General features: G+C 68.2%; 19 protein-coding genes. 7 read left to right on the forward strand and 12 right to left on the reverse strand.

Translation table 11 applies throughout. From position 1 onward, the window contains the following. The first annotated feature begins 8 nt into the window (after window positions 1-8). The 4 genes from OG568_RS54650 (at window position 9) to OG568_RS54665 (ending at window position 4,074) form a co-directional block, all read left to right on the forward strand. Complete coding sequence (locus tag OG568_RS54650; protein WP_329537493.1) at window positions 9-2,027, forward strand: acetoacetate--CoA ligase; 2,019 nt, start codon at window positions 9-11, stop codon at window positions 2,025-2,027. Window positions 2,028-2,177: 150 nt separating this feature from the next. After that, window positions 2,178-2,795, forward strand: coding sequence for a malonic semialdehyde reductase (locus OG568_RS54655; protein ID WP_329537494.1), 618 nt, complete (start codon window positions 2,178-2,180; stop codon window positions 2,793-2,795). Between the two features lie 84 nt (window positions 2,796-2,879). Then, window positions 2,880-3,068 carry a hypothetical protein gene (locus OG568_RS54660; RefSeq protein WP_329375385.1) on the forward strand — a complete coding sequence of 63 codons (189 nt, stop codon included), beginning with the start codon at window positions 2,880-2,882 and terminating at the stop codon, window positions 3,066-3,068. A gap of 298 nt (window positions 3,069-3,366) precedes the next feature. Then, window positions 3,367-4,074 carry a hypothetical protein gene (locus tag OG568_RS54665; protein ID WP_329537495.1) on the forward strand — a complete coding sequence of 236 codons (708 nt, stop codon included), beginning with the start codon at window positions 3,367-3,369 and terminating at the stop codon, window positions 4,072-4,074. 266 nt (window positions 4,075-4,340) lie between these two features. Here the strand turns inward: OG568_RS54665 and OG568_RS54670 are convergent, their stop codons facing one another. The 3 genes from OG568_RS54670 to OG568_RS54680 all read right to left on the reverse strand — a co-directional run bounded on the left by OG568_RS54670 (window position 4,341) and on the right by OG568_RS54680 (window position 5,861). Continuing rightward, window positions 4,341-4,754, reverse strand: coding sequence for an SRPBCC family protein (locus OG568_RS54670; RefSeq protein WP_329537496.1), 414 nt, complete (start codon window positions 4,752-4,754; stop codon window positions 4,341-4,343). A gap of 266 nt (window positions 4,755-5,020) precedes the next feature. Beyond that, window positions 5,021-5,152 (reverse strand): hypothetical protein, encoded by a 132-nt coding sequence (locus OG568_RS54675; RefSeq protein WP_329537497.1) that lies wholly within the window; start codon window positions 5,150-5,152, stop codon window positions 5,021-5,023. A gap of 415 nt (window positions 5,153-5,567) precedes the next feature. Continuing rightward, window positions 5,568-5,861: a hypothetical protein gene (locus tag OG568_RS54680; RefSeq protein WP_329537498.1), complete on the reverse strand. Its 294-nt coding sequence runs from the start codon at window positions 5,859-5,861 to the stop codon at window positions 5,568-5,570. 356 nt (window positions 5,862-6,217) lie between these two features. Between OG568_RS54680 and OG568_RS54685 the strand changes: the two genes are divergently transcribed. Continuing rightward, window positions 6,218-7,552, forward strand: coding sequence for a M1 family metallopeptidase (locus OG568_RS54685; RefSeq protein WP_329537499.1), 1,335 nt, complete (start codon window positions 6,218-6,220; stop codon window positions 7,550-7,552). A 302-nt stretch (window positions 7,553-7,854) separates the two neighbouring features. Here the strand turns inward: OG568_RS54685 and istB are convergent, their stop codons facing one another. Further along, entirely contained in the window at window positions 7,855-8,673 is an 819-nt protein-coding gene (gene istB / locus OG568_RS54690) for an IS21-like element helper ATPase IstB (protein WP_329533421.1), read from the reverse strand. Then, window positions 8,673-9,953: an IS21 family transposase gene (gene istA / locus OG568_RS54695; RefSeq protein ID WP_329533422.1), complete on the reverse strand. Its 1,281-nt coding sequence runs from the start codon at window positions 9,951-9,953 to the stop codon at window positions 8,673-8,675. Before istA ends, istB begins: the two co-directional genes overlap by 1 nt. Before the next feature lie 337 nt (window positions 9,954-10,290). Between istA and OG568_RS54700 the strand changes: the two genes are divergently transcribed. Continuing rightward, entirely contained in the window at window positions 10,291-10,473 is a 183-nt protein-coding gene (locus OG568_RS54700; protein WP_329537500.1) for a hypothetical protein, read from the forward strand. Next, window positions 10,470-10,922, forward strand: coding sequence for a monovalent cation/H+ antiporter complex subunit F (locus OG568_RS54705; protein ID WP_329537501.1), 453 nt, complete (start codon window positions 10,470-10,472; stop codon window positions 10,920-10,922). The genes OG568_RS54700 and OG568_RS54705 overlap by 4 nt, the downstream gene beginning before the upstream one ends. A gap of 151 nt (window positions 10,923-11,073) precedes the next feature. Here the strand turns inward: OG568_RS54705 and OG568_RS54710 are convergent. The 7 genes from OG568_RS54710 to OG568_RS54740 all read right to left on the reverse strand — a co-directional run bounded on the left by OG568_RS54710 (window position 11,074) and on the right by OG568_RS54740 (window position 17,960). Next, a protein-coding gene (locus OG568_RS54710) for an IS3 family transposase (protein ID WP_329536675.1) occupies window positions 11,074-12,290 on the reverse strand; the annotation gives its coding sequence in 2 pieces (ribosomal slippage) (window positions 11,074-11,975 and window positions 11,975-12,290; 1,218 coding nt in all). Window positions 12,291-12,315: 25 nt separating this feature from the next. Further along, complete coding sequence (locus OG568_RS54715) at window positions 12,316-13,059, reverse strand: DUF6262 family protein (protein ID WP_329537502.1); 744 nt, start codon at window positions 13,057-13,059, stop codon at window positions 12,316-12,318. After that, window positions 13,056-13,334 (reverse strand): transposase, encoded by a 279-nt coding sequence (locus tag OG568_RS54720; protein ID WP_329537503.1) that lies wholly within the window; start codon window positions 13,332-13,334, stop codon window positions 13,056-13,058. Before OG568_RS54720 ends, OG568_RS54715 begins: the two co-directional genes overlap by 4 nt. Window positions 13,335-13,657: 323 nt before the next feature. After that, window positions 13,658-13,804 (reverse strand): hypothetical protein, encoded by a 147-nt coding sequence (locus OG568_RS54725; protein ID WP_329537504.1) that lies wholly within the window; start codon window positions 13,802-13,804, stop codon window positions 13,658-13,660. Window positions 13,805-14,221: 417 nt separating this feature from the next. Next, a complete protein-coding gene (locus OG568_RS54730) occupies window positions 14,222-14,728 on the reverse strand; it encodes an RICIN domain-containing protein (RefSeq protein ID WP_329537505.1) in 507 nt (168 codons plus the stop codon). Between the two features lie 395 nt (window positions 14,729-15,123). After that, window positions 15,124-17,619, reverse strand: a complete 2,496-nt coding sequence (locus OG568_RS54735; protein WP_329537506.1) for an ATP-binding protein — start codon at window positions 17,617-17,619, stop codon at window positions 15,124-15,126. Window positions 17,620-17,759: 140 nt separating this feature from the next. Next, window positions 17,760-17,960, reverse strand: a complete 201-nt coding sequence (locus OG568_RS54740; protein ID WP_329537507.1) for a hypothetical protein — start codon at window positions 17,958-17,960, stop codon at window positions 17,760-17,762. Window positions 17,961-17,969 lie beyond the last annotated feature (9 nt).

A 17,969-nucleotide genomic window follows, 5' to 3' on the forward strand; every position in this document is an offset into this window, starting at 1 on the left:
TCCACACCATGACCACCCCGCACCCTGAGCCGTATCCGGAACCCTTCTTCACTCCCGACCCGAGGTCGGCCGCCCACAGTCGCATCGCGGACTTCGCCCGATGGGCGGCCCGGCACCGGGGCGCCGAAGGGATCCAGGACCCCACGGACTACGGAGCCCTGTACCAGTGGTCCGTCACCGACCTCGAGGGGTTCTGGGCCACGGTGTGGGAGTACTTCGGCATCGACGCGACGACTGAGTACGAGCGGGTGCTGGCCGAGGAGACCATGCCCGGCGCCCACTGGTTCCCCGGCGCCACCCTCAACTACACGCATCACGCGCTGCGCAACCTGCAGCCCGATGCTCCCGCGATCACCGCCCTGGACGAGACCGGAGCCGGCTATGAGATCACGGGCCGGGAGCTGCGCGCCCGGGTCGCCTCCGTCGCTGCCAGCCTGCGCGACGTGGGCGTCGGACAGGGCGACCGGGTGGTGGGCTATCTGCCCAACACCCCCCACGCCGTCATCGCCTTCCTCGCCACCGCAAGCCTGGGCGCGGTGTGGTCGGTGTGCGGCCAGGACTACGCACCCAAGGCCGCCGCCGACCGCTTCGCCCAGCTCGAACCCACGGTGCTCATCTCCGCTGACGGCTACCTCTTCAACGGCACAACCCACGACCGCCGCGCCGCCTCGCTCGAACTCGCCGCAGCCCTGCCGACGGTGAAGGCCACGGTGCTCGTGGACCACGTGGGCCTTGCGTGGCCCGAGGGCGGGAACTCGGGGCTGACGGTTCCCTGGGAGGACGCGGTCAGCCGTGTCGAGTACCTCACCATCGCCCCGGTGCCGTTCGACCACCCCCTGTGGGTCGTCTTCTCCTCCGGCACCACCGGACTGCCCAAGGGCATCGTCCACGGGCACGGCGGGGTCCTGCTCGAACACCTCAAGACCCTCGGCCTGCACACCGATCTGGGCACCGGGGACCGCCTGCTGTGGTACACCACCACCCACTGGATGATGTGGAACCTGGTTGTCTCCACCCTGCTGACCGGTGCCACCACCTGCACCTACGACGGCAGCCCGGTACCGCAGGCCCGTCCGGACGTCCTGTGGGAGCTGGCAGCCCGCCACAAAGTCACCGTCTTCGGCACCAGTCCTCAGTACCTGCTGACCATGGCCAAGCTGGGCATCGAACCCTCCGTGCACGGCCTGTCGGCCATCCGCGTCGTCGGCTGCACCGGCTCCGCTCTGCCCGCCTCCGCCTACCCCTGGGTCCGCGACCACGTAGGCGCCGGCGTTCAGCTGGCCTCCACCAGCGGCGGCACGGACATCGTCTCCGGCTTCGCCGGCAGCGCCTCCACGACCCCCGTCTGGGCGGGGGAGCTGTCCGCCCCCAGCCTCGGTGTGGCGCTGGCCGCCTATGACGCGGCAGGCACCCCTGTCCTCGACCAGGTCGGCGAACTGGTGGTCACCCGGCCCATGCCGTCCATGCCGCTGTACTTCTGGAACGACCCCGACGGCAGCCGCTACCGCGACGCCTACTTCGGCGCCTACCCCGGTGTGTGGCGGCACGGCGACTGGATCACACTCACCTCGCACGGCTCGGTGATCGTCCACGGCCGCTCCGACGCCACCCTCAACCGCAACGGCGTGCGCCTGGGCAGTGCCGACATCCACGATGTCGTCGAACGCCTCCCCGAGATCACCGAGGCTCTCGTCATCGGCGCGGAGGAACCCGACGGCCGCTACTGGATGCCGCTCTTCGTGGTCCTCGCCGACGGGGTGGCCCTGGACGACTCCCTGCGCGTCCGGATCCGCGACGCGATCCGCACCGGCGCCTCACCCCGCCACGTCCCCGACGAGATCCTCGCCGTACGGGCCCTGCCGCACACGAAGACCGGCAAGAAGCTGGAGGTTCCCGTCAAGCGTCTGCTCCAGGGTGCCCCTGCCGAGCAAGTCCTGAACCCCGAGGCGGTCGACAATCCCGACCTGATCGACTACTTCGCCCGCCTGGGCGCGGAGCGGAACAAGCGGTCAGCGAACGACACATGACGTCGGCCAGGGGACCACATGCGCACGTGACAGCACTGGGTCCTTGTGCCCTGCCCGGCTCCGTAAACCCCGTCCCCTGGGGGTGGTGCCCGGGGCGGTCTACCCGCCCCGGGCACCACACACAACCGAAGTAAGAGAGAAATGATGAGCATGACCGACCGCGAACCGCAGGCCCTCGATGTCCTCGACGACGCCGGACGAAAGGTGCTGTTCACCGAGGCCCGCACCGCGAACACCTTCGCCGAGGTGGCCGTTGCCGACGACGAACTGGCCATGATCTGGGATCTCGCCCGCTGGTCGCCGAGCGCCGCCAACGGCCAGCCTCTGCGCGTGCTCTTCGTGCGGACCCGAGAGGGCAAGGAGCGACTCGTCCGGCATCTCAACGAGGGCAACAGGGCCAAGACGCTCAGTGCGCCGGCCGTGGCGGTCCTGGCGTACGACGTCGACTTCCACGAGCAGATGCCGACCGTCTTCCCGGCCCGCGGGGACTTGCTGCGAGCGGCGTTCGCCGACCAGATCGACGCGCGCGAGAGCATCGCGGCCTACAACTCGGCACTGCAAACCGGGGTCTTCCTGCTCGCGGTCCGTGCGGCAGGGTTCGCGGCCGGTCCCATGGCGGGCTTCGACAAGGCCGGTGTGGACGAGGAGTTCTTCGCCGGTACCAGCTGGCGCTCGCATCTGGTGGTCAACATCGGTCACCCCGGTGCCGACCCGTGGTTCCCGCGGCTGCCCCGCGTGCCCGTCGAGCACGCCCTCGCCTGGGCCTGACGGCACTGCAGCCGCCTGGTCGCGCGGGATCCTAAGTCCGATCAGCCCGAGAGTGGTCGGCGTAGAAGTGAGAGTTGCCATGCCATGGTCGCCGGTGCTCTCCTGAGTACCGGCGACCACGCACACCGCTCGGACCGCGACCACGACTACCGCCGGGATCGTGGTGACGGCCACCGCCGGGACCAGGGCACCAGCTCCTCGTGGGGCGATCGCGGTGGGGACCGCGACGGCGGGAGCCACTACAACCACGACCGGCAGGGCAGTGGCCGCTGACACGAACATGGCTCTTGCCAGGCAACCAAGGTTGCCTGCATCCCTGTGACGTCCCCGGCGATCAGCGGTGGCTTTGTCTGCTCCTGCCGACCGGCCGGACACCCTGGCGACAGCGCGAGATGTAGCTCCCGCGAGCGCCCTCGTGCCGTCCGCCACCGGTCCTGCCGCAACCATCCCTACGGCTCGAGGCTCCAGGAGCGAACCCATGCGCCGTTGCAGGCCGAGACCGCCCTGACCAGCTGCCTGTACCCCGTGGCGACGTTTAGCGTGGCCATCCTGAGGCTGGCACACTGAATGTGTGTCCCCGTTGATGACCGCTGCTGATCAGAATGCGTCCTCATCGATTACCGGCGCCGCCGTCGTGTCGGTCTGCGCATTGGTCTTCACGGTCTCCTCATTCTGGTGGATCAATGCCAGACAAGGGCGCCTGAAGACATGGGAACCTCACTCCTTTGCAGCGATTTTCAACTACTCTCTTGTTCGCCTGCGGCTTCCGCTCGTCCTTCACAACACCGGCGCCAAGCCGATAGTTGTGCAGGATCTCAGGCTCACCTTCCCTGATGAGCCTGCCTCTCATCTACCACTCTTGTGGATGTATTCGCCGTCTCGCCTCCAACCGGAACCGGACGAGGAACTGAAGTTGCCGGCCGGGTTCGTTGTGGCCGGCAGAGAAGCTCAACAACTTTTCATCGAGCTCGAGGCACCGTTTCCCGGGCTCCTTCCGGAGGCCCGTGACTACAAGGCACAAATTCAAGTGAGGGTTGGCCACCGCAAGGGGTGGCGCCCGCTTCTGACGTTCACGTTGAGGACCACCAACATCATTGATCCCGACCGGTACGCCGTCTACAACAACGCACCTCTTGAACTGACGAAGGAGGATCAGCAAAAGGCAGACGCTGCGCTCCTGGAGCTCTTGGACAACCAGGGGAAGGACGCTTCCGCGCAGGGTGGGACCACGCAGCGAGACTCTTCGAGCGACGACGGCAACGCCGGTACCGACCTGTAGGCCGGGAAGATGGTCATGAGATCGGCAAGGGCGGACGTGTTGGTTCACTGCACGTACGGCACGTCCTGACCGTTGCGCCCGTCCGGCGCCGCCGCCCGCCCGGGCTTCCTCCATCGAACATCTCGTGATGGGAGTGACGGAGCGTGGAGTGCTGCATCCACACCCCGATGACCGCACTGGCGTCCTACCTCGCGCCACCGGCCCCCAAGGGACCGAGAAGGGGTAAGCGATCGCTTGCCGCGACCGTATTCGCTACGTGCCGGTGTTCAGCGTTCAGCGTCTTCTACCGCCTGCTTAATGCCGCGCAGCGCCTCGTCGAGGCCGTGGTGGATCTGTTCGCCCTCCGTGTGCTCGGTATGCAGCTCCACGGTAAGGCGGCAGGTATCGGCGGTCTCACCTGGGCCCACGTGCAGCTGCCCGTGATAGTCGTGCGGCCCCGGCACACCCCATTCCAGGCTCTTGCCGTCCTCGACCACTGTCACCCACGCCTCACTGGTCACGTCCTGTTCCGGCGCATCAACGGGTTCGACGTGGGCGGTGACGGTGACCTTGTCGCCGTCGTGAGGGCGCGCCGCCCTGAGCCGCGGCATGTACGAATGCAGATGCTGCACATCGGACAGGTAAGCAAAAAGCCGATCCGAGGGCACGTGCACGGTGATGCTGTCACTGAAGTCACCCATAGTTCGAACGGGTCCCCCGAGCGCTCTGTGACGAAACGGAACAGAGCATCGATCGCCCGGTTTGCGCAGAGACCATTCACCACGGCCCGGTGCGCCGAACGCAGAAACCGGAGGCTGGCGGTTGCGGCCATGGAGGCAGCCTTACGGGTGGAATTCGCTCCTTGTGGACGATCATGTTACGTCCCCCCAACGGCAGCGTCACCTTCCCCACCCACACGTTCCAGCCCGACTCCCTCGTAGTACATCGGGCTCCGTGCGGGTTGCGGTCAGTCCCACCAGCCGTCGCTGGCGTGCCAGCGCTGCACCCACTCCAAGAAGCCGAGCGCTCTCGGCATGGGATATGGGTAGGCGCCGACGTCGGTGACGAGCCAGACCTTGCCTCGTTCAGAACCGGTCATGGCGAGGACCCAGTAGGAGAGTCCATCGTCGGTGCCGAGCACGATAGTGCCGTGGTTGGAGACGGCGGCGACGCGCTCGTGGTGGTCTTCGGTTAGGGGCTCACCTTCCCAGGACCAAGTCTCCTGGAGCGGGAACAGGCGGCGGGATTTCGATCCCCTTGGTTGGGCCAGTCCGAGGGGAGCCGGCCGAGGGGCAGGAGGCCACCATCTTCCGGTGGCCCGAGGGATGACCCGTTGGCGATCTCGACGACCAACCTCCGGTATGGCTCCGGGAGGACGACCCTGTTTTCGGATTCCCACGCCGAGACGGCTGGCGATCACCGCAGCCGGCACGCTTCGGCGAGCAGCTCGGCCTGGCGGAACCAGTCACCGGGATCAGCAGGGCGGTTCAGGGCGGGCCCGGCAGACCGGTCTTTCAGGGCTGGTCGTCCAGCAGGTCGAGTTCCTGCCGCATCTGCTGGACCCGACGTGAGGCGCGGATGGCGTCGTCGTCGGTGAGTTCGCTGAGGACGGCCTGGACGGCGGCGACCATGGCGGTCAGGGAGGGGCCGGCCTGGATGCCCTCGACGGAGGTGACGATCAGGTGGTCGGCGTACTCGCCGAGAGGCGAGGAGCCCAGGTCGGTGAGGACGCTGACGGTGCCCGCAGGGTTGTTCCCACGGAGACCAGCGCGATGAGTATCGTCGCGATCTGCTCCCGATCCCCGCACGCGATCAGGAGCAGGGCGTCGGCGCGCGAGTCTCAGCCGCATGCGGCGCTGCTGATTGTCCGTCACATGTCCCCCGAGGTGTGTTCATCTGCGTAGACGCTTACACATCCAGGTGGGCTGCGTCGATCACTTGCCGATGCGACGGCCGCACGAGGCGGCAGCGGGGCGTGTTCGGATGACCCTGGGCCGGGACAACCGAGCGCTCGAACTCACTTCGCCGCGACCGTACCTCCTTCGGCAGGCAGTTCTGTCCAAGTGGGGTCCATTGGCGGTGTGTTGTGGCAGTATCCGCTGGCATGTCGCCGTCAACCATGTGTGCGCCCAGGTCCGGTCGTCGTCTGTTCATCGTGTTGTTCATGCTGCTCACGGCACTGGGCGGCGGTATGAGTGATGCGGGCGCGGCGCCCGGACAGGGATTATCCGCGGCCGCCGCGACGCCCGATCGCGCTCGCTACGACGTGGTCCTGCGATCCGACGCCGACGGCAGCCACTGGACGGGACGGCAGCGGGTGTCGTTCCGGAACGGGTCCGATCAGCCTCTGCGCGAGGTGTACCTACGTCTGTGGGGCAACGGCGAGGACAAGTGCGGTACGCCCGCTGCGCCCTCTCCCGTCACAGTGACGAGACTACGCGGTGGCACACCGAACCATCTCGGTGTGAACTGCACAGCTCTGCGCGTAGCACTGCCGAGGCCGCTCGCGCGCAATATGCGGACGTCCATCGCCTTCGACGTCTCGATCACTGTGCCGGACCGTAATGCCCGCTTCGGCCACGATGGCGCCTACCGCTTCCTCGGCAACGCGCTGCCGGTGCTCGCCGTGCATGACGCGAAGGGGTGGCATCTCGAGCCCTATGTGTCGGTCGGCGAGAGCTTCTACGCCCTGACCAGCGACTTCCGTGTCCGACTCGACCACCCGTCGTCCCTGAAGGTGCCGGCGACCGGCCACACCCGCACGTTCCCTGGTCGCGCCGGCCGTACCGTCACGCTCAGCGTCGCGGAGCGAGTGCGGGACTTCGCCTGGGCGGCGGGCCCGTTTCGCATGGCGACCGATACCACGGCCGGGGGCGTGCTCGTGAAGTCGTACTGGGCGCCCGACACCCCTGCCGCGGGCGTGCGCGGCAACCGCGTGGATGCTGTCGCCGCGATCGACCGGTTCGGCCGGGAGTTCGGCCGTTACCCGTACGACGAGATCGACCTTGTGATGACCAGCCAGTTCGGCGGCGGCATGGAGTATCCCGGCCTCGTCCTCCTCGGCACCACCGAAGAAGGCGGCGCCGCCGTCCACGAGGTGGCGCACCAGTGGTGGTACGGCATCGTCGGCAACGACGAGTACGCCTCACCGTGGCTGGATGAAAGCTTCGCTCAGTACGCCAATGCCCGCTTCTACGGCTGGGACACCCGCGACTGCTGGTCGGACGTCTACTGGCCCGACGACGACATCTCGCTGACCGGCTCCATGGCCTACTGGTCGCAACACCCCGGCACATATCACCTCATCTACACAGCCGGGCCCTGCGCCCTGGCCGATCTGGAACGCACACTCGGCTCCCGCACCATGGCCCGACTGCTCAAGCGGTACGCCCAGGACCATTGGTACGGCGTCTCCACCACCGCTGACTTCAAGAAGGCCGCCCAGTCCATGACGGACAAGGACCTCGCCCCCTTCTGGGAGGCACACCACATCTGGTGACGGCGTGTCGCGTGCTCGCGCCAGTCGACGCACGAGCTGTACCTCACTCAAGTCACGGCTTGGCCGTGCCCGTAACACCACTGTCCAGCACCCGCCCCCGAGCAGCCGAACCACCCCGCCATCAGGACATATGCCTAGAGAAGGAGGAATTCAGCACCGAGTATCAGCTCCCCGACGTCGCGCCCACGAGCAGTCCCTCCAGCGACCCCGACCAGACGGATGATCATGTCTGTCGGCGGCGGCTGAATCCTGACCCGGTGTGGGCGGTCGAGTTCTGACCCACCGGGTCTGGTTGCCGGTGTTCAGTCGGTGTCGTGTGTGGCGGTGGGGACGCGTCCGAGTTGGCGTCCTCGCATGCGGTAGGAGTCGCCTTTGAGGGAGTGGACCTCGGCGTGGTGGACGAGGCGGTCGATCATGGCGGCGGCCACGGTCTCGTCGCCGAAGACCTCGCCCCAGCGTCCGAAGGGTTTGTTGCTCGTGACGATCACACTCGCTCTCTCGTATCGGTTCGAGACCAGCTGGAAGAACAGGTTCGCGGCCTCGGCTTCGAAGGGGATGTAGCCGACCTCGTCGACCACGATCAGCGGATAGCGGGACAGTTTGGTGAGCTCGGTCTGGAGGTGTCCGGCGTGGTGGGCGGCGGCCAGGCGGTCGACCCATTCGGCGGCGGTGGCGAACGCGACCCGGTGGCCGGCCTGGCAGGCGCGGACCGCGAGTCCGATCGCCAGGTGTGTCTTCCCGGTTCCCGGCGGTCCCAGAAAAACAGCGTTGTCCTTCGCGGCGATGAAGTCCAACGTGCCCAGATGGGCGAGCTGTTGGCGCGTTATGCCGCGCAGATGGGTGATGTCGAGTTCCTCGATCGTCTTGATCGCGGGGAAGCGGGCGGTGCGGATGCGGGCCTCGCCGCCGTGGGACTCGCGGGCGGAGACCTCCCGCTGGAGGCAGGCGACGAGGAACTCGGTGTGGGTCCAGGTCTCCTTCAGGGCGCGTTCGGCCAGGCGTTCGGCGGCGTCCAGCAGGGCCGGGGCCTTCATCGCCCGGGCCAGGAAGGACAGGTCGGCGGCGGTCTGACGGCCGGTCCTGGGCCCCGCCGCCGCGGCGGCGGTCTTGGTGGTGGGCATCAGGAGACCTCCGGATCATCGGCTTGGCCGCCGCCCTCGATGAGGGTGAACATGCGGTCATAGGAGTCGAGTTGGCGTTGTTCGACCTCGACGAGATCACTGGCGGTGGCGGCGTTGTGCCGGCGGGCGGCCTGGGCCTGGGAGGCTTGGTGGTGGCGGTAGTCGCCGCGCAGAACGGCGGCGGCGCGGGCATGGACCGGGTCGGTGATGGTCTGCTGCTTGGCCCAGCACCGTGGATGGCGGGCGACTTCCGCCCCGCCGGGGGCGAGGGTCACGACGACCTCGTCGGTGTCGGTGCGGACCTGGACTTTCTTGCCGATGGCCAGGGGGTGCACGGAGTAGTCGCAGGTGTCGACGCGGATGTAGTGGTCGCGGCCGATGCGGGTGGCGAAACGCCACCAGCGCGGCGGGTCGACCGGCGGCAGCGTGAGCATCTGGGCCCGGTCGGCTTCCCACCGGTCGACGGGGCGGGCGCCCAGGGTGCGGTGCTGGCGCCGGTTGGCGATGGCCAGCCAGGCGGTCAGCTGGGTGGTGAAGTCGTCGGGCCCGGTGAAGGTGCGGCCCGGCAGGAAGCTCGTCTCCAGGTAACCGTTGGCCCGCTCCACCAGCCCTTTCGCTTCTGGATCACGGGGCCGGCAGAGGTAGATCCGGGTGGCGAGCAGGCCCGCGAATGCGGCGAAGTCGCCGGTCACCTTGCCGCGGCCGATGCCGGCCTCGTTGTCCCAGACCAGCATCCGCGGGACCGCGTTCCAGCCGGTCAGCAGCTTCCAGTGGCCGTCGATCAGGTCGCCGGTGGTGCGGGTGGGCAGCATCCGTGCGGCGATGATCCGCGAGTATCCCGAGACCATCACGAGCACTGGAGGACGGCCGGACTGCCCGTATCCGAGCGGGATGTCGACGGGTGGGAACCACAGGTCGCACTGGGCCAGCTCGCCGGGCTGATAGGTGGTGCGTGAGACCGGATCGACGGGCAGATAGGCGGGCCGCAGCTCGCGTACGCGTTCCTTGAGGACGGTCATGCCACGGTCCCAGCCGATCCGCTCGGCGATCACCGTCGCGGGCATCGTCGGAGTCTGCTTCAAAAGCTCCCGGATCTGCGGCTCGACCGTGTCGACCGCCGAACCCTTCGCCGGCCGGGAGTAGAGCGGTGGCCGGTTGGTGGCCAGGGCCCGCTTCACGGTGTTCTTCGAGATGCCCAGCTGCCGGGCGATCGCCCGGATCGGCATCTGCTCGGCCCGGTGCAGCCTGCGGATCTCTGCCCAGTCCTCCACGGAAATCACCCTCTTCTCCTGACCTTCGATCAAGATCAGGTTGGTCAGAAGACCACGAAGTGGGTCAGTTTTGATCCGCCGTCAGAGGGTCACGATTCACCCGTCGCCGACATCATGTCACCGGAGAAGGCCCCCCTCAACCTGGCAACGTCCATGGCTTCTGCTCGCCGCACCCCCCTCCACACCGATCATCATCTGCCGTTCTTCTTCCTGCGCCCCTGACTGGCACGCGTCGTGTGCTGGTGTCCTCGGGTCCGGAAGGGGTACCAGGGCCGTATCTGCGCGTCGCCGCGCATTGTGATGGCGGCGGTGCTTGGATTCCGGTGAACGAGGCGAGGAGGCGGGAATGACAGGGCGCGCGGCGTTCACCGCCGCTGTCGGCCTGGTGGCCTGGTGGGCCGGGCTCGCCCTGCTGTGGCTGGTGCTCATCGGCCCGGTCGACACCCTGGAAGTGGTCGTCGGGCTGAGCTGCGCGGCCGTGGGAGCCGTCACGGCTCGGGCCGCGGGCCGGGCGGTGAGCCGGCGTTGAACGGCTGGATTGCGGCGGCGGCAGTTCTGCTGGCCGTGGGAGGGGCCGCAGTCGTGTGGGCGGTGTCGAGCGGGCCGCTCCCGCGCAGGGTCGCGGCGCAGAACCTCGCCACCTCCGTCGCGGGCCCGAGTCTCCTGCTGCTTGCCCAGGGCTACAGCCGCTCCTCCTACGTGGATCTCGCGTTGCTCCTGGCCCTGCTGGGGCCGGTCGGAACTCTGGTGTTCGCCCGGCTGCTCGCGGCCGATCTGGCGGATGCCCGGCCCGTGCCGCAGGGGCCGACCTGGGTGACTGCGGGCGTGGGGGCGGTGGTCGTGGCTGTGGTCTGTGCGGGTGTGGGGCCCGGCCGGGCCATGGTGAAGCTGCTGGTGACGGGCGCCCTGCTGATCGGCGGCAACCTGGTCGCCTCCCGTTCGCTCGCGGGCGGATTCCAGCAGGTGCGCGATGGCTGACGCGTTGATCGTCGTCGTCCTGCTGCTGGTGGCCGCGACCGCCACTGCCGCAACATCCCGCATAGTGAGTGAAACCGTAGAGTCAGAAACTGCACGTGCTGGATGAACGATTGATCGAGGGGGCCTTCCCCCGAAGCGTGGACACCATTTGCTATGCGGCAGCGGTCAGCGTAACTGATCGCTGTTCGAAGGCGATCGGGCTGATGTAGCCAAGCCCCGAGTGCCTGCGTCTGGTGTTGTAGCGGGTGACCCACCGGAACACCGCGAGGCGGGCCTCACGCGCCCCTGACCAGCGTTTCTTTCCTTGGAGGGTCTCTCTTTTCAGGGTTGCGTTGAAGCTCTCCGCGGCGGCGTTGTCCGCGCTGGTGCCGACCGCTCCGCGCGAGCGGATCACGCCGAGCCGGCTGCACACCTTCGCGAACTCCTTCGACGCGTACTGCGCCCCGTTGTCACTGTGGAAAATCGCCCCGCCGAGGCTGCCGCCCCGGGTGCGGGCGGCGGCTTCGAGCGCGTCGGTGACCAGCCCGGTGCGCATGTGGTCGGCGATCGACCAGCCCGCGAGCCGCCTGGAATGCAGGTCCAACACCGTTGCCAGATAGAGGAACTGGCCATCTCCGACGGGCAGATACGTGATGTCGCCGACGTATTTGGCGTTCGGCTCGCTTGCGGTGAAGTCCCGCCGCAGCAGGTCCGGCACCGGGGCCGCTTCCGGCTCGGGGATCGTGGTGCGGACCTTCTTGCGCAGGTGCACGCCCTGGACGCCGATGCGGCGCATCACCCGCTCGACGCGCTTGTGGTTGACCTCGATCCCGGCGGCCTTCAGTTCGGCCGTGATGCGCGGGATGCCGTAGGTGCCGTCGGACTCCTTGTGGATCTCCCGGATCCGCCTCGCGAGGCGGGCGTCCTCCCGAGCTCGCGCCAGGCGGGCCGGGGCGGCCTTCAGCCACCGGTAGAACCCGGACCGGGAGACCTCCAGGACCCGGCACAGCCGCTTGACGCCGAACGCGCCGCGATGATCATCAACGAACTGGAAACGGCTCACCAGTTGGTCTCGCCGGCGAAATACTTCGCGGCCCTCCGCAGGATCTCCCGTTCGGTTTCCAGCTCCCTGATCCGGGCCCTGAGCTGCTTGTTCTCTTCTTTCAGCACATCGTCGGAGGCTACCTCGGCAGTCTGTGCCGCCCGTGGCGAGCCGCTGGTGCCCGCCGCGTGGCCCTTGCGGGCCCGCTCGGCCCGCACCCAGTTCCGCAGCGTCTCCCGGCTGATCCCCAGGTCCTTGCCGACGCCCTCGAACGTGTTCTTCGGGTCCGACAGGTACAGCGCGACAGCGTCCGCCTTGAACTCCGCCGAATACACCTTCATCACCATGCGTGACATCTCTTCCTCTGGACCCTCAAGGTCCAGTGTCCAAGGTGTCCACGCTCAGGGGGAAAGGCCCGAGTGTTGGTCGGTCGGGCCCCTGCCAAGGGCATCGCGCTGACTGACACAGGCTGGTTGCTGCAGCAGCTGATGAAGTAGATCCTCGAGGCCGCCTCGGAAGGCGAGACCACCGACCACAATCGCCGCTTCCCGCTCTCGCCTGTTTTCCGGTCAGCGCGCGGTGCCGTATGCCAGCCCGGAGTGAAGGTTGGTTCAACGCACGAGTCAGCTCCCTGTTGGCGGCCCGAGCTGCTTCGAGTTCCTCCGTCCTCTCCTCAAGCTCTCCGTGCTTCTCGGCGAGCTCCTGTCCCAACATGACGAGGCGTCGCTGGAGTTGGTCGATGTCCGGTGAGGCCCCGAGCCCGGACTCGCTCCATGCCTGCTCGCCGAGCTGCTCGGAGAGCCGCTTCTCCAACTGGCGCACTCGCGCGGCGAGACGAGTGTTCCGCTCCAGCGCGTTGGCCAGGTCGGCCTGCAAGGAAGCTCGGCTGACGGCAGCCAGTCGACCTTCCTCGACAGGTGTGTTGGCAGCGGCGTGAACGCGTTCGAGCAGGTCACGGTGACGGTAGAGGAAGCTGCGGTCGACTCGGGCGGCGCGGGCGAGGCCGGACACGGTGATGTCGCCTCCGGCCCGCAGTGCCGTATCCAGGGCCTTGATCACGCGATGACGGCGCCGCGCGGAATCCGCTCGCTTGCCTTCGATCATGCTGGATGTCATGCGGTCCTCTCGGGGCGGAGGTCGGGCAGAGGCTGCCTCACCTTCGGCATGCCGAGCGAGACGACACCCGCCCGCGTCCTGCGGACGACGATGACGGCCTGCTGGATCTGGGCCCGGTCCTCGTCAGTGAGGTCGTCGAGTTCCTCGCGGACGCGTTTGACCAGGCGGCGCACTCGGGTGATCTCGTCGTCCGAGGGCATCGCCTCGCCCTTGGCCCAGTCGTCGGCGTCGGTGAACGCGGCTAGGGCCATCGAGCGCGCAGCCAGTCGGAACACCGCGCGGAGGCTGGCACCTGACTGCATATCCGCCAAGGCGGCGGGACGACGACAGCGCAGCCACACCGTCTTGGCCTCACGTCGGCTGCCCACCAAGATCGACACTCCACCGCGAGTGTCGCCAACCCCCACCTTCGTACTCATACAGAGAGTCGTCCAACAGGCGGCGGCCTCTACTGCTGGAGTTACTGACACGTCAGCTGGAACCTCGCCGAGCACCTTGGACTGGATGGCGTCGACGTCTGATTCGATCTCTCCGGACGGTCTGCCCTTTCAGGGTGGTGCCCGGGGCGGCGACCGACCCGGGCACCCGGTTCACGCCGCTACTCCATGAACAGGAAGGTCCACGCCTGGCGTTGGTTGTCGACGTCGAGAGGCCTGAGGGCGATGCGCGGCGGGAAGATCTTCAGCAGGCTGAGGCCCAGGGCCAACTCCTCGCCGCCGACGGGGTCAGCAGTGCTCTCACCCAAGGGATCAGCAAGGTCGCGGCCGGTCAGTCAAGTTGTGGGAAGCCACGGGCTGTCCGCTGTCAGAGTCCCAGGGGAGGATGCGAGAAGTAGATCATTCGAATGGGGCGGGCGCGGTGGCTGACGGCAGTGGCATTGGATACCGGCGTTCCCGGTCCGAATGGTCGGCCGCGTTGCCGTACACATGCGCAAGGCAATCACACTATGGAGCAGCCGAGTTGAACTGAACGGGTTCGGACGCGAACAACAACGACACCAGGGCCTCCTGGCGCTGCTCGGCCAGATTCGCATCCCCGAGCTACCGAGAGGCCCTGTCTTCATGCGTGTACACCAGGAAGATCACCCCGGCGGGAAACCTGTTCGACCCGCACGTTCCATGATTGCTTGAGATACGGCTTCTGATCCGATTGAGATGCCGTCCTATAGCTGCTGCCACCAGTCGTACTGGTCGGTGGGGTCGCAGGTCGTGGTCTGCGGGATCGTGTGATTGGCGACGCTCGGGGTGGTCAGACACAGGTTGTTCTGCGCGCTCTGCCACACGTTCACGCTCGGGTCCCCGGCCTTGGTGGTGTAGATACGCCAGAGCTGGACGGCCCGGGTGCTTCCGAAAGCGTCGCAGGCCGACAGGGTGACCGCTCCGCCCCCGAGTACTCGAGGAGCCGTGATGCACCATCCGGTCCTCTGGTTGATGAAGCGGTACATGCTGTTGCCCCAGAACTCCGTGAGCCATTTCTCGTCGGAACCGCTGTCGCACGTCCACATCTGGAGTATCGCGGCGTTGTCGGTGTCACTGTCGAGGCAGTGACTCGAGTTCCAGATGCGAATGTTGGTCGCACCTGCGGCCTGAGCGGGTGCGCCGGTCAGCGCGATGGCCGACACCGTCAGCGCGATGGTGGCGAGTGATATCAGAGTTCGTCGTACGGTCATAGGCCGACTCTCTTTTCTGGTATGGCGATTGACGACATTGCTTTGCGGATCAGTCGAACTCGCATGCTGTACGGCTCCTGTGACGGAGGCGCACGTGACCCGCGAAAATGCACTGAACTTCGGCCGGGCGTGTGGCGCCGGCCGACAAGGGACGGACCCTCGTAGACGGATTAGGTCAGGCGTCTGTCCCAACTGACGTAGGAGTGCACCCAGGTGACCGCCGACGCGGCGTTGCCTTCGACGACCGGCGCGCAGGCCTTGACTCCCTCGGCGTCGATCGGGATGTGCAGACCTCGGCGAAGGTGCGCTGAACGAGATGACGCGGCATGTGTCTTTCCCCTTTCCGGCATCCACTGTCCGCCGGGACGGGCGCCGGGGGCATCGGGATCGGCTCCCTATGTTCGCCGCGTGATCTCCCCATACCGGGCGGCCTGCTGCCGGGTGCGCACGCCGAGCTTGGCGAGGATGGCGGACACGTGGTGCCCGGCGGTCTTCTCGCTAATGCCGAGCCGCTGGGCGATCTGGGCGTTGCGCAGCCCGTGTTCCAGCAGGCCGAGGACTTCCGCTTCCCGCTCGGTGAGGCCCTGGGGGTGGGCGAGGGTGGAACGGCGCGGTGCGCGGATCTGCAGGTGGCGCATGCGCTCGGCCACCTGGTCCGCGGCCGGCCGGGCGCCGAGTGCTTCGAAGCGGCGGCGGGCATCGAGCAGATGCTCATCGGTGCGGGCCAGCGCCATGGCCGCCTCGTAGGGGCATCCGAGGCTGTCCCAGGCCCTCGCGGCCTCGACCGCCCCCAAACGGTACGGCCCGGCAGCCTCGACGCGGGCCTCGTAGGGGCCGAGGCGGAGCCACTGCCCAAGCTCACCGACCGCCCAGCCCATCCGCAGCCGCAGCGCTGTCTCATACGTCTCCCGCACAGTGCGGTCGGTGGGCTGCCCGCTGAGGCCGGCGAGTTCCGCGCGGCCCGCAGCCACGGGCCACAGACGCTGGAGATCCTGCGTCCGCGAGGCCAGCGCCCACGCCTCGTCGAGGAACTCGGCCGCACCAGGCCGTCCTTGCCGGGTCCGCACCCGCCCGAGGACCGTCAGCGCCACGATCCGGGCCGGCAGGCCCTGCCCGGACACCACCTGCTCGGCAATAGCCTCAGCCTGGGACCACCGTCCCTGCTCGAACTCACAACGGGCGAGCCAGGCATGGGCGTAGTCACGGACACTGTCCAGATCGCGGTCCGAGCACCACGTGACGGTCTCGAGCAGCCAGTGTTCGGCTGTCGCGTAGTGGCGCACCTCGCCCGCGGCGGAGCCGAGGTTGGCCAGGGCGGAGGCGTGAGCACCGTCGTCCTCCGCGGCGCTCGCCGCCTCCAGGCTGCGCAGCATCGTCGGTACGGCGTGGCCCGGGTCGTCGAACCACTGGGCGGAGCCGATCGCGTTGAGCGCCCGGGCCAGTAGAGCCCGCTCACCAAACCGCTCGGACAGCGCCACCGCCCGAGCGCCGGTAGTCAGGGCGCCGGGAATGTCACGGGCGAGCATGAGCAGGTACGCCGACCAGGTGTAGGCGGCGGCAAGTGCGGGCCCCTGCACGAGACCCTCGGCGGCGGCCAGCGCCTGCCGCGCCATCGCATACGCCGCGGGGCTGTCGCCCTGGTTCCACACGTAGTAGGAGCATCGGGCCATCAGAGCAGCCTCGCGGTCCGCCACGCCCTCCTGCCGCCACAGCTCCAGCGCCTGCCTGGCGGAGGCCGCAGCCGCGTCGTGGCGGCCACTGCATGAACACGCCTCGCCGTACAACTCCAGCAGCTCGGCATAGTCGCTGCGGGGCAGACCGTCAGCGAAGCGAATCGCCTGCCGGTACTGGTCGGCGGCCTGCCGGTGAGCGCCGACCGCAAAGGCCCTGCGTGCCGCCTCACGGGCGTGCACCAGCACCGCGGAAGCGTCGCCCGCCGCCACGGCGTGGTGGACCAGCCGGGCCGGATCTCCGCCCCGCCGGGCCAGATCCGCAAGTGCCCGCGCATGCAGCCTGGACCTGCGCGCCGCCGTGATCCCCTCCTCGACGGCGAGTCTGGCCAGCTCGTGACGGAACCGCACCTGGGCGCCGTCCCGCACGAGCATGCCGGCGTCGACACACCCGTCGACGGCCTCCGACGGAGCCTGCACCAGAGCGGCCGGCGCGGTGCCGGGGAACACGGAGACCGCTTCCAGCGCCCCGCGCTCGACCACGCCGAGAACAGCGACCCGGGCGAGCACCGCGTCCCGCACGGTCGGGGGAACCCCGCGCCTGGGATCAGCCAGGACCTCGGTCACAAAAAACGGATTGCCGCCGACGAGGGCATGCAGCGCTACGGCATCAGGACCGTCCCTGCCGGACAGAGCGGCCACCGCCGCCACGGACAGCGGTGCGAGCCGCGCCCGCACGGCACTGGCGTCCGTCGCGAGCGCGCCCAGCAGCACACGCAGCGGGTGGTCCGCCCCCACCTCGTCGTCCCGGTAGGTCAGGACAAGCAGCGCACGGGTGACGGAGATCCTACGGACGACGAACACCAGCAGATCCACCGTCGCTTCGTCGGCCCAGTGCAGGTCCTCGAACACGACGACGGTCTCCTGCGCAGCCAACAGCTCCAAGAACGCCGTGAACTTCGCGTGCCGCGGGCCGTCCGCCGCCAGCGCGGCCGCCAGTCTGCCTTTCGTCTGCAGCGCCATGTCATGCAGCGGACCGAGCGGACGCGGTGCGCGCAGCGCATCGCAGCACCCCCACAGAACCCGCTGTCCGAGCCCTGCACAGAACGCCTTCACCAGCGCGGTCTTACCGATCCCCGCCTCACCGGTCACCACAGCCACCCGCCCCGGCGGACACCCCCGCAGCGCATCGAGCCACAGCTCCCGCTCAACCAAGGCCACGCCTTGGATGGTAGGAGCGCGTCTCAAGGACAGACAACCCGCCGGGGGGCCGCCCTCCGAGCGGGAGGACTCCTACTGAGACGACCTGTGACCGCTCCCCATCGGATCCCGGGCCTGTTGAGGCCCCGGGTCTTGTGCGTTCAAGGGGTGAGGCGGTGCCAGATGAAGACGCAGCTCTCCAGGCTGGCGAGTGACGGCCGGCGCAGCACGGACCGGATCCGCTCGGGGCCCACCATGACGACGGGCATCCGGCGTTCACGCTCCTGGAACAGGCTCCACAGCGCGTAGACGTACTGCAGGGCCTCGGTCCGCAGCAGATGGGCATCGCGTACGACCACCACCGGCCAGGA

Origin of the sequence: Streptomyces sp. NBC_01450 (assembly GCF_036227505.1) — a bacterium.
Classification (GTDB): Bacteria; Actinomycetota; Actinomycetes; order Streptomycetales; family Streptomycetaceae; genus Streptomyces.

Excerpts from the sequence above, each read along its gene's own strand:
- OG568_RS54675 (WP_329537497.1), bottom strand. The coding sequence starts at position 5,152 with ATGACCGGTTCTGAACGAGGCAAGGTCTGGCTCGTCACCGACGTCGGC.
- OG568_RS54650 (WP_329537493.1), top strand. The coding sequence starts at position 9 with ATGACCACCCCGCACCCTGAGCCGTATCCGGAACCCTTCTTCACTCCC.
- istB (WP_329533421.1), bottom strand. The coding sequence starts at position 8,673 with ATGCCCACCACCAAGACCGCCGCCGCGGCGGCGGGGCCCAGGACCGGC.
- OG568_RS54685 (WP_329537499.1), top strand. The coding sequence starts at position 6,218 with ATGCTGCTCACGGCACTGGGCGGCGGTATGAGTGATGCGGGCGCGGCG.
- OG568_RS54715 (WP_329537502.1), bottom strand. The coding sequence starts at position 13,059 with ATGACATCCAGCATGATCGAAGGCAAGCGAGCGGATTCCGCGCGGCGC.
- OG568_RS54670 (WP_329537496.1), bottom strand. The coding sequence starts at position 4,754 with ATGGGTGACTTCAGTGACAGCATCACCGTGCACGTGCCCTCGGATCGG.
- OG568_RS54660 (WP_329375385.1), top strand. The coding sequence starts at position 2,880 with ATGGTCGCCGGTGCTCTCCTGAGTACCGGCGACCACGCACACCGCTCG.
- OG568_RS54730 (WP_329537505.1), bottom strand. The coding sequence starts at position 14,728 with ATGACCGTACGACGAACTCTGATATCACTCGCCACCATCGCGCTGACG.
- OG568_RS54700 (WP_329537500.1), top strand. The coding sequence starts at position 10,291 with ATGACAGGGCGCGCGGCGTTCACCGCCGCTGTCGGCCTGGTGGCCTGG.
- OG568_RS54655 (WP_329537494.1), top strand. The coding sequence starts at position 2,178 with ATGACCGACCGCGAACCGCAGGCCCTCGATGTCCTCGACGACGCCGGA.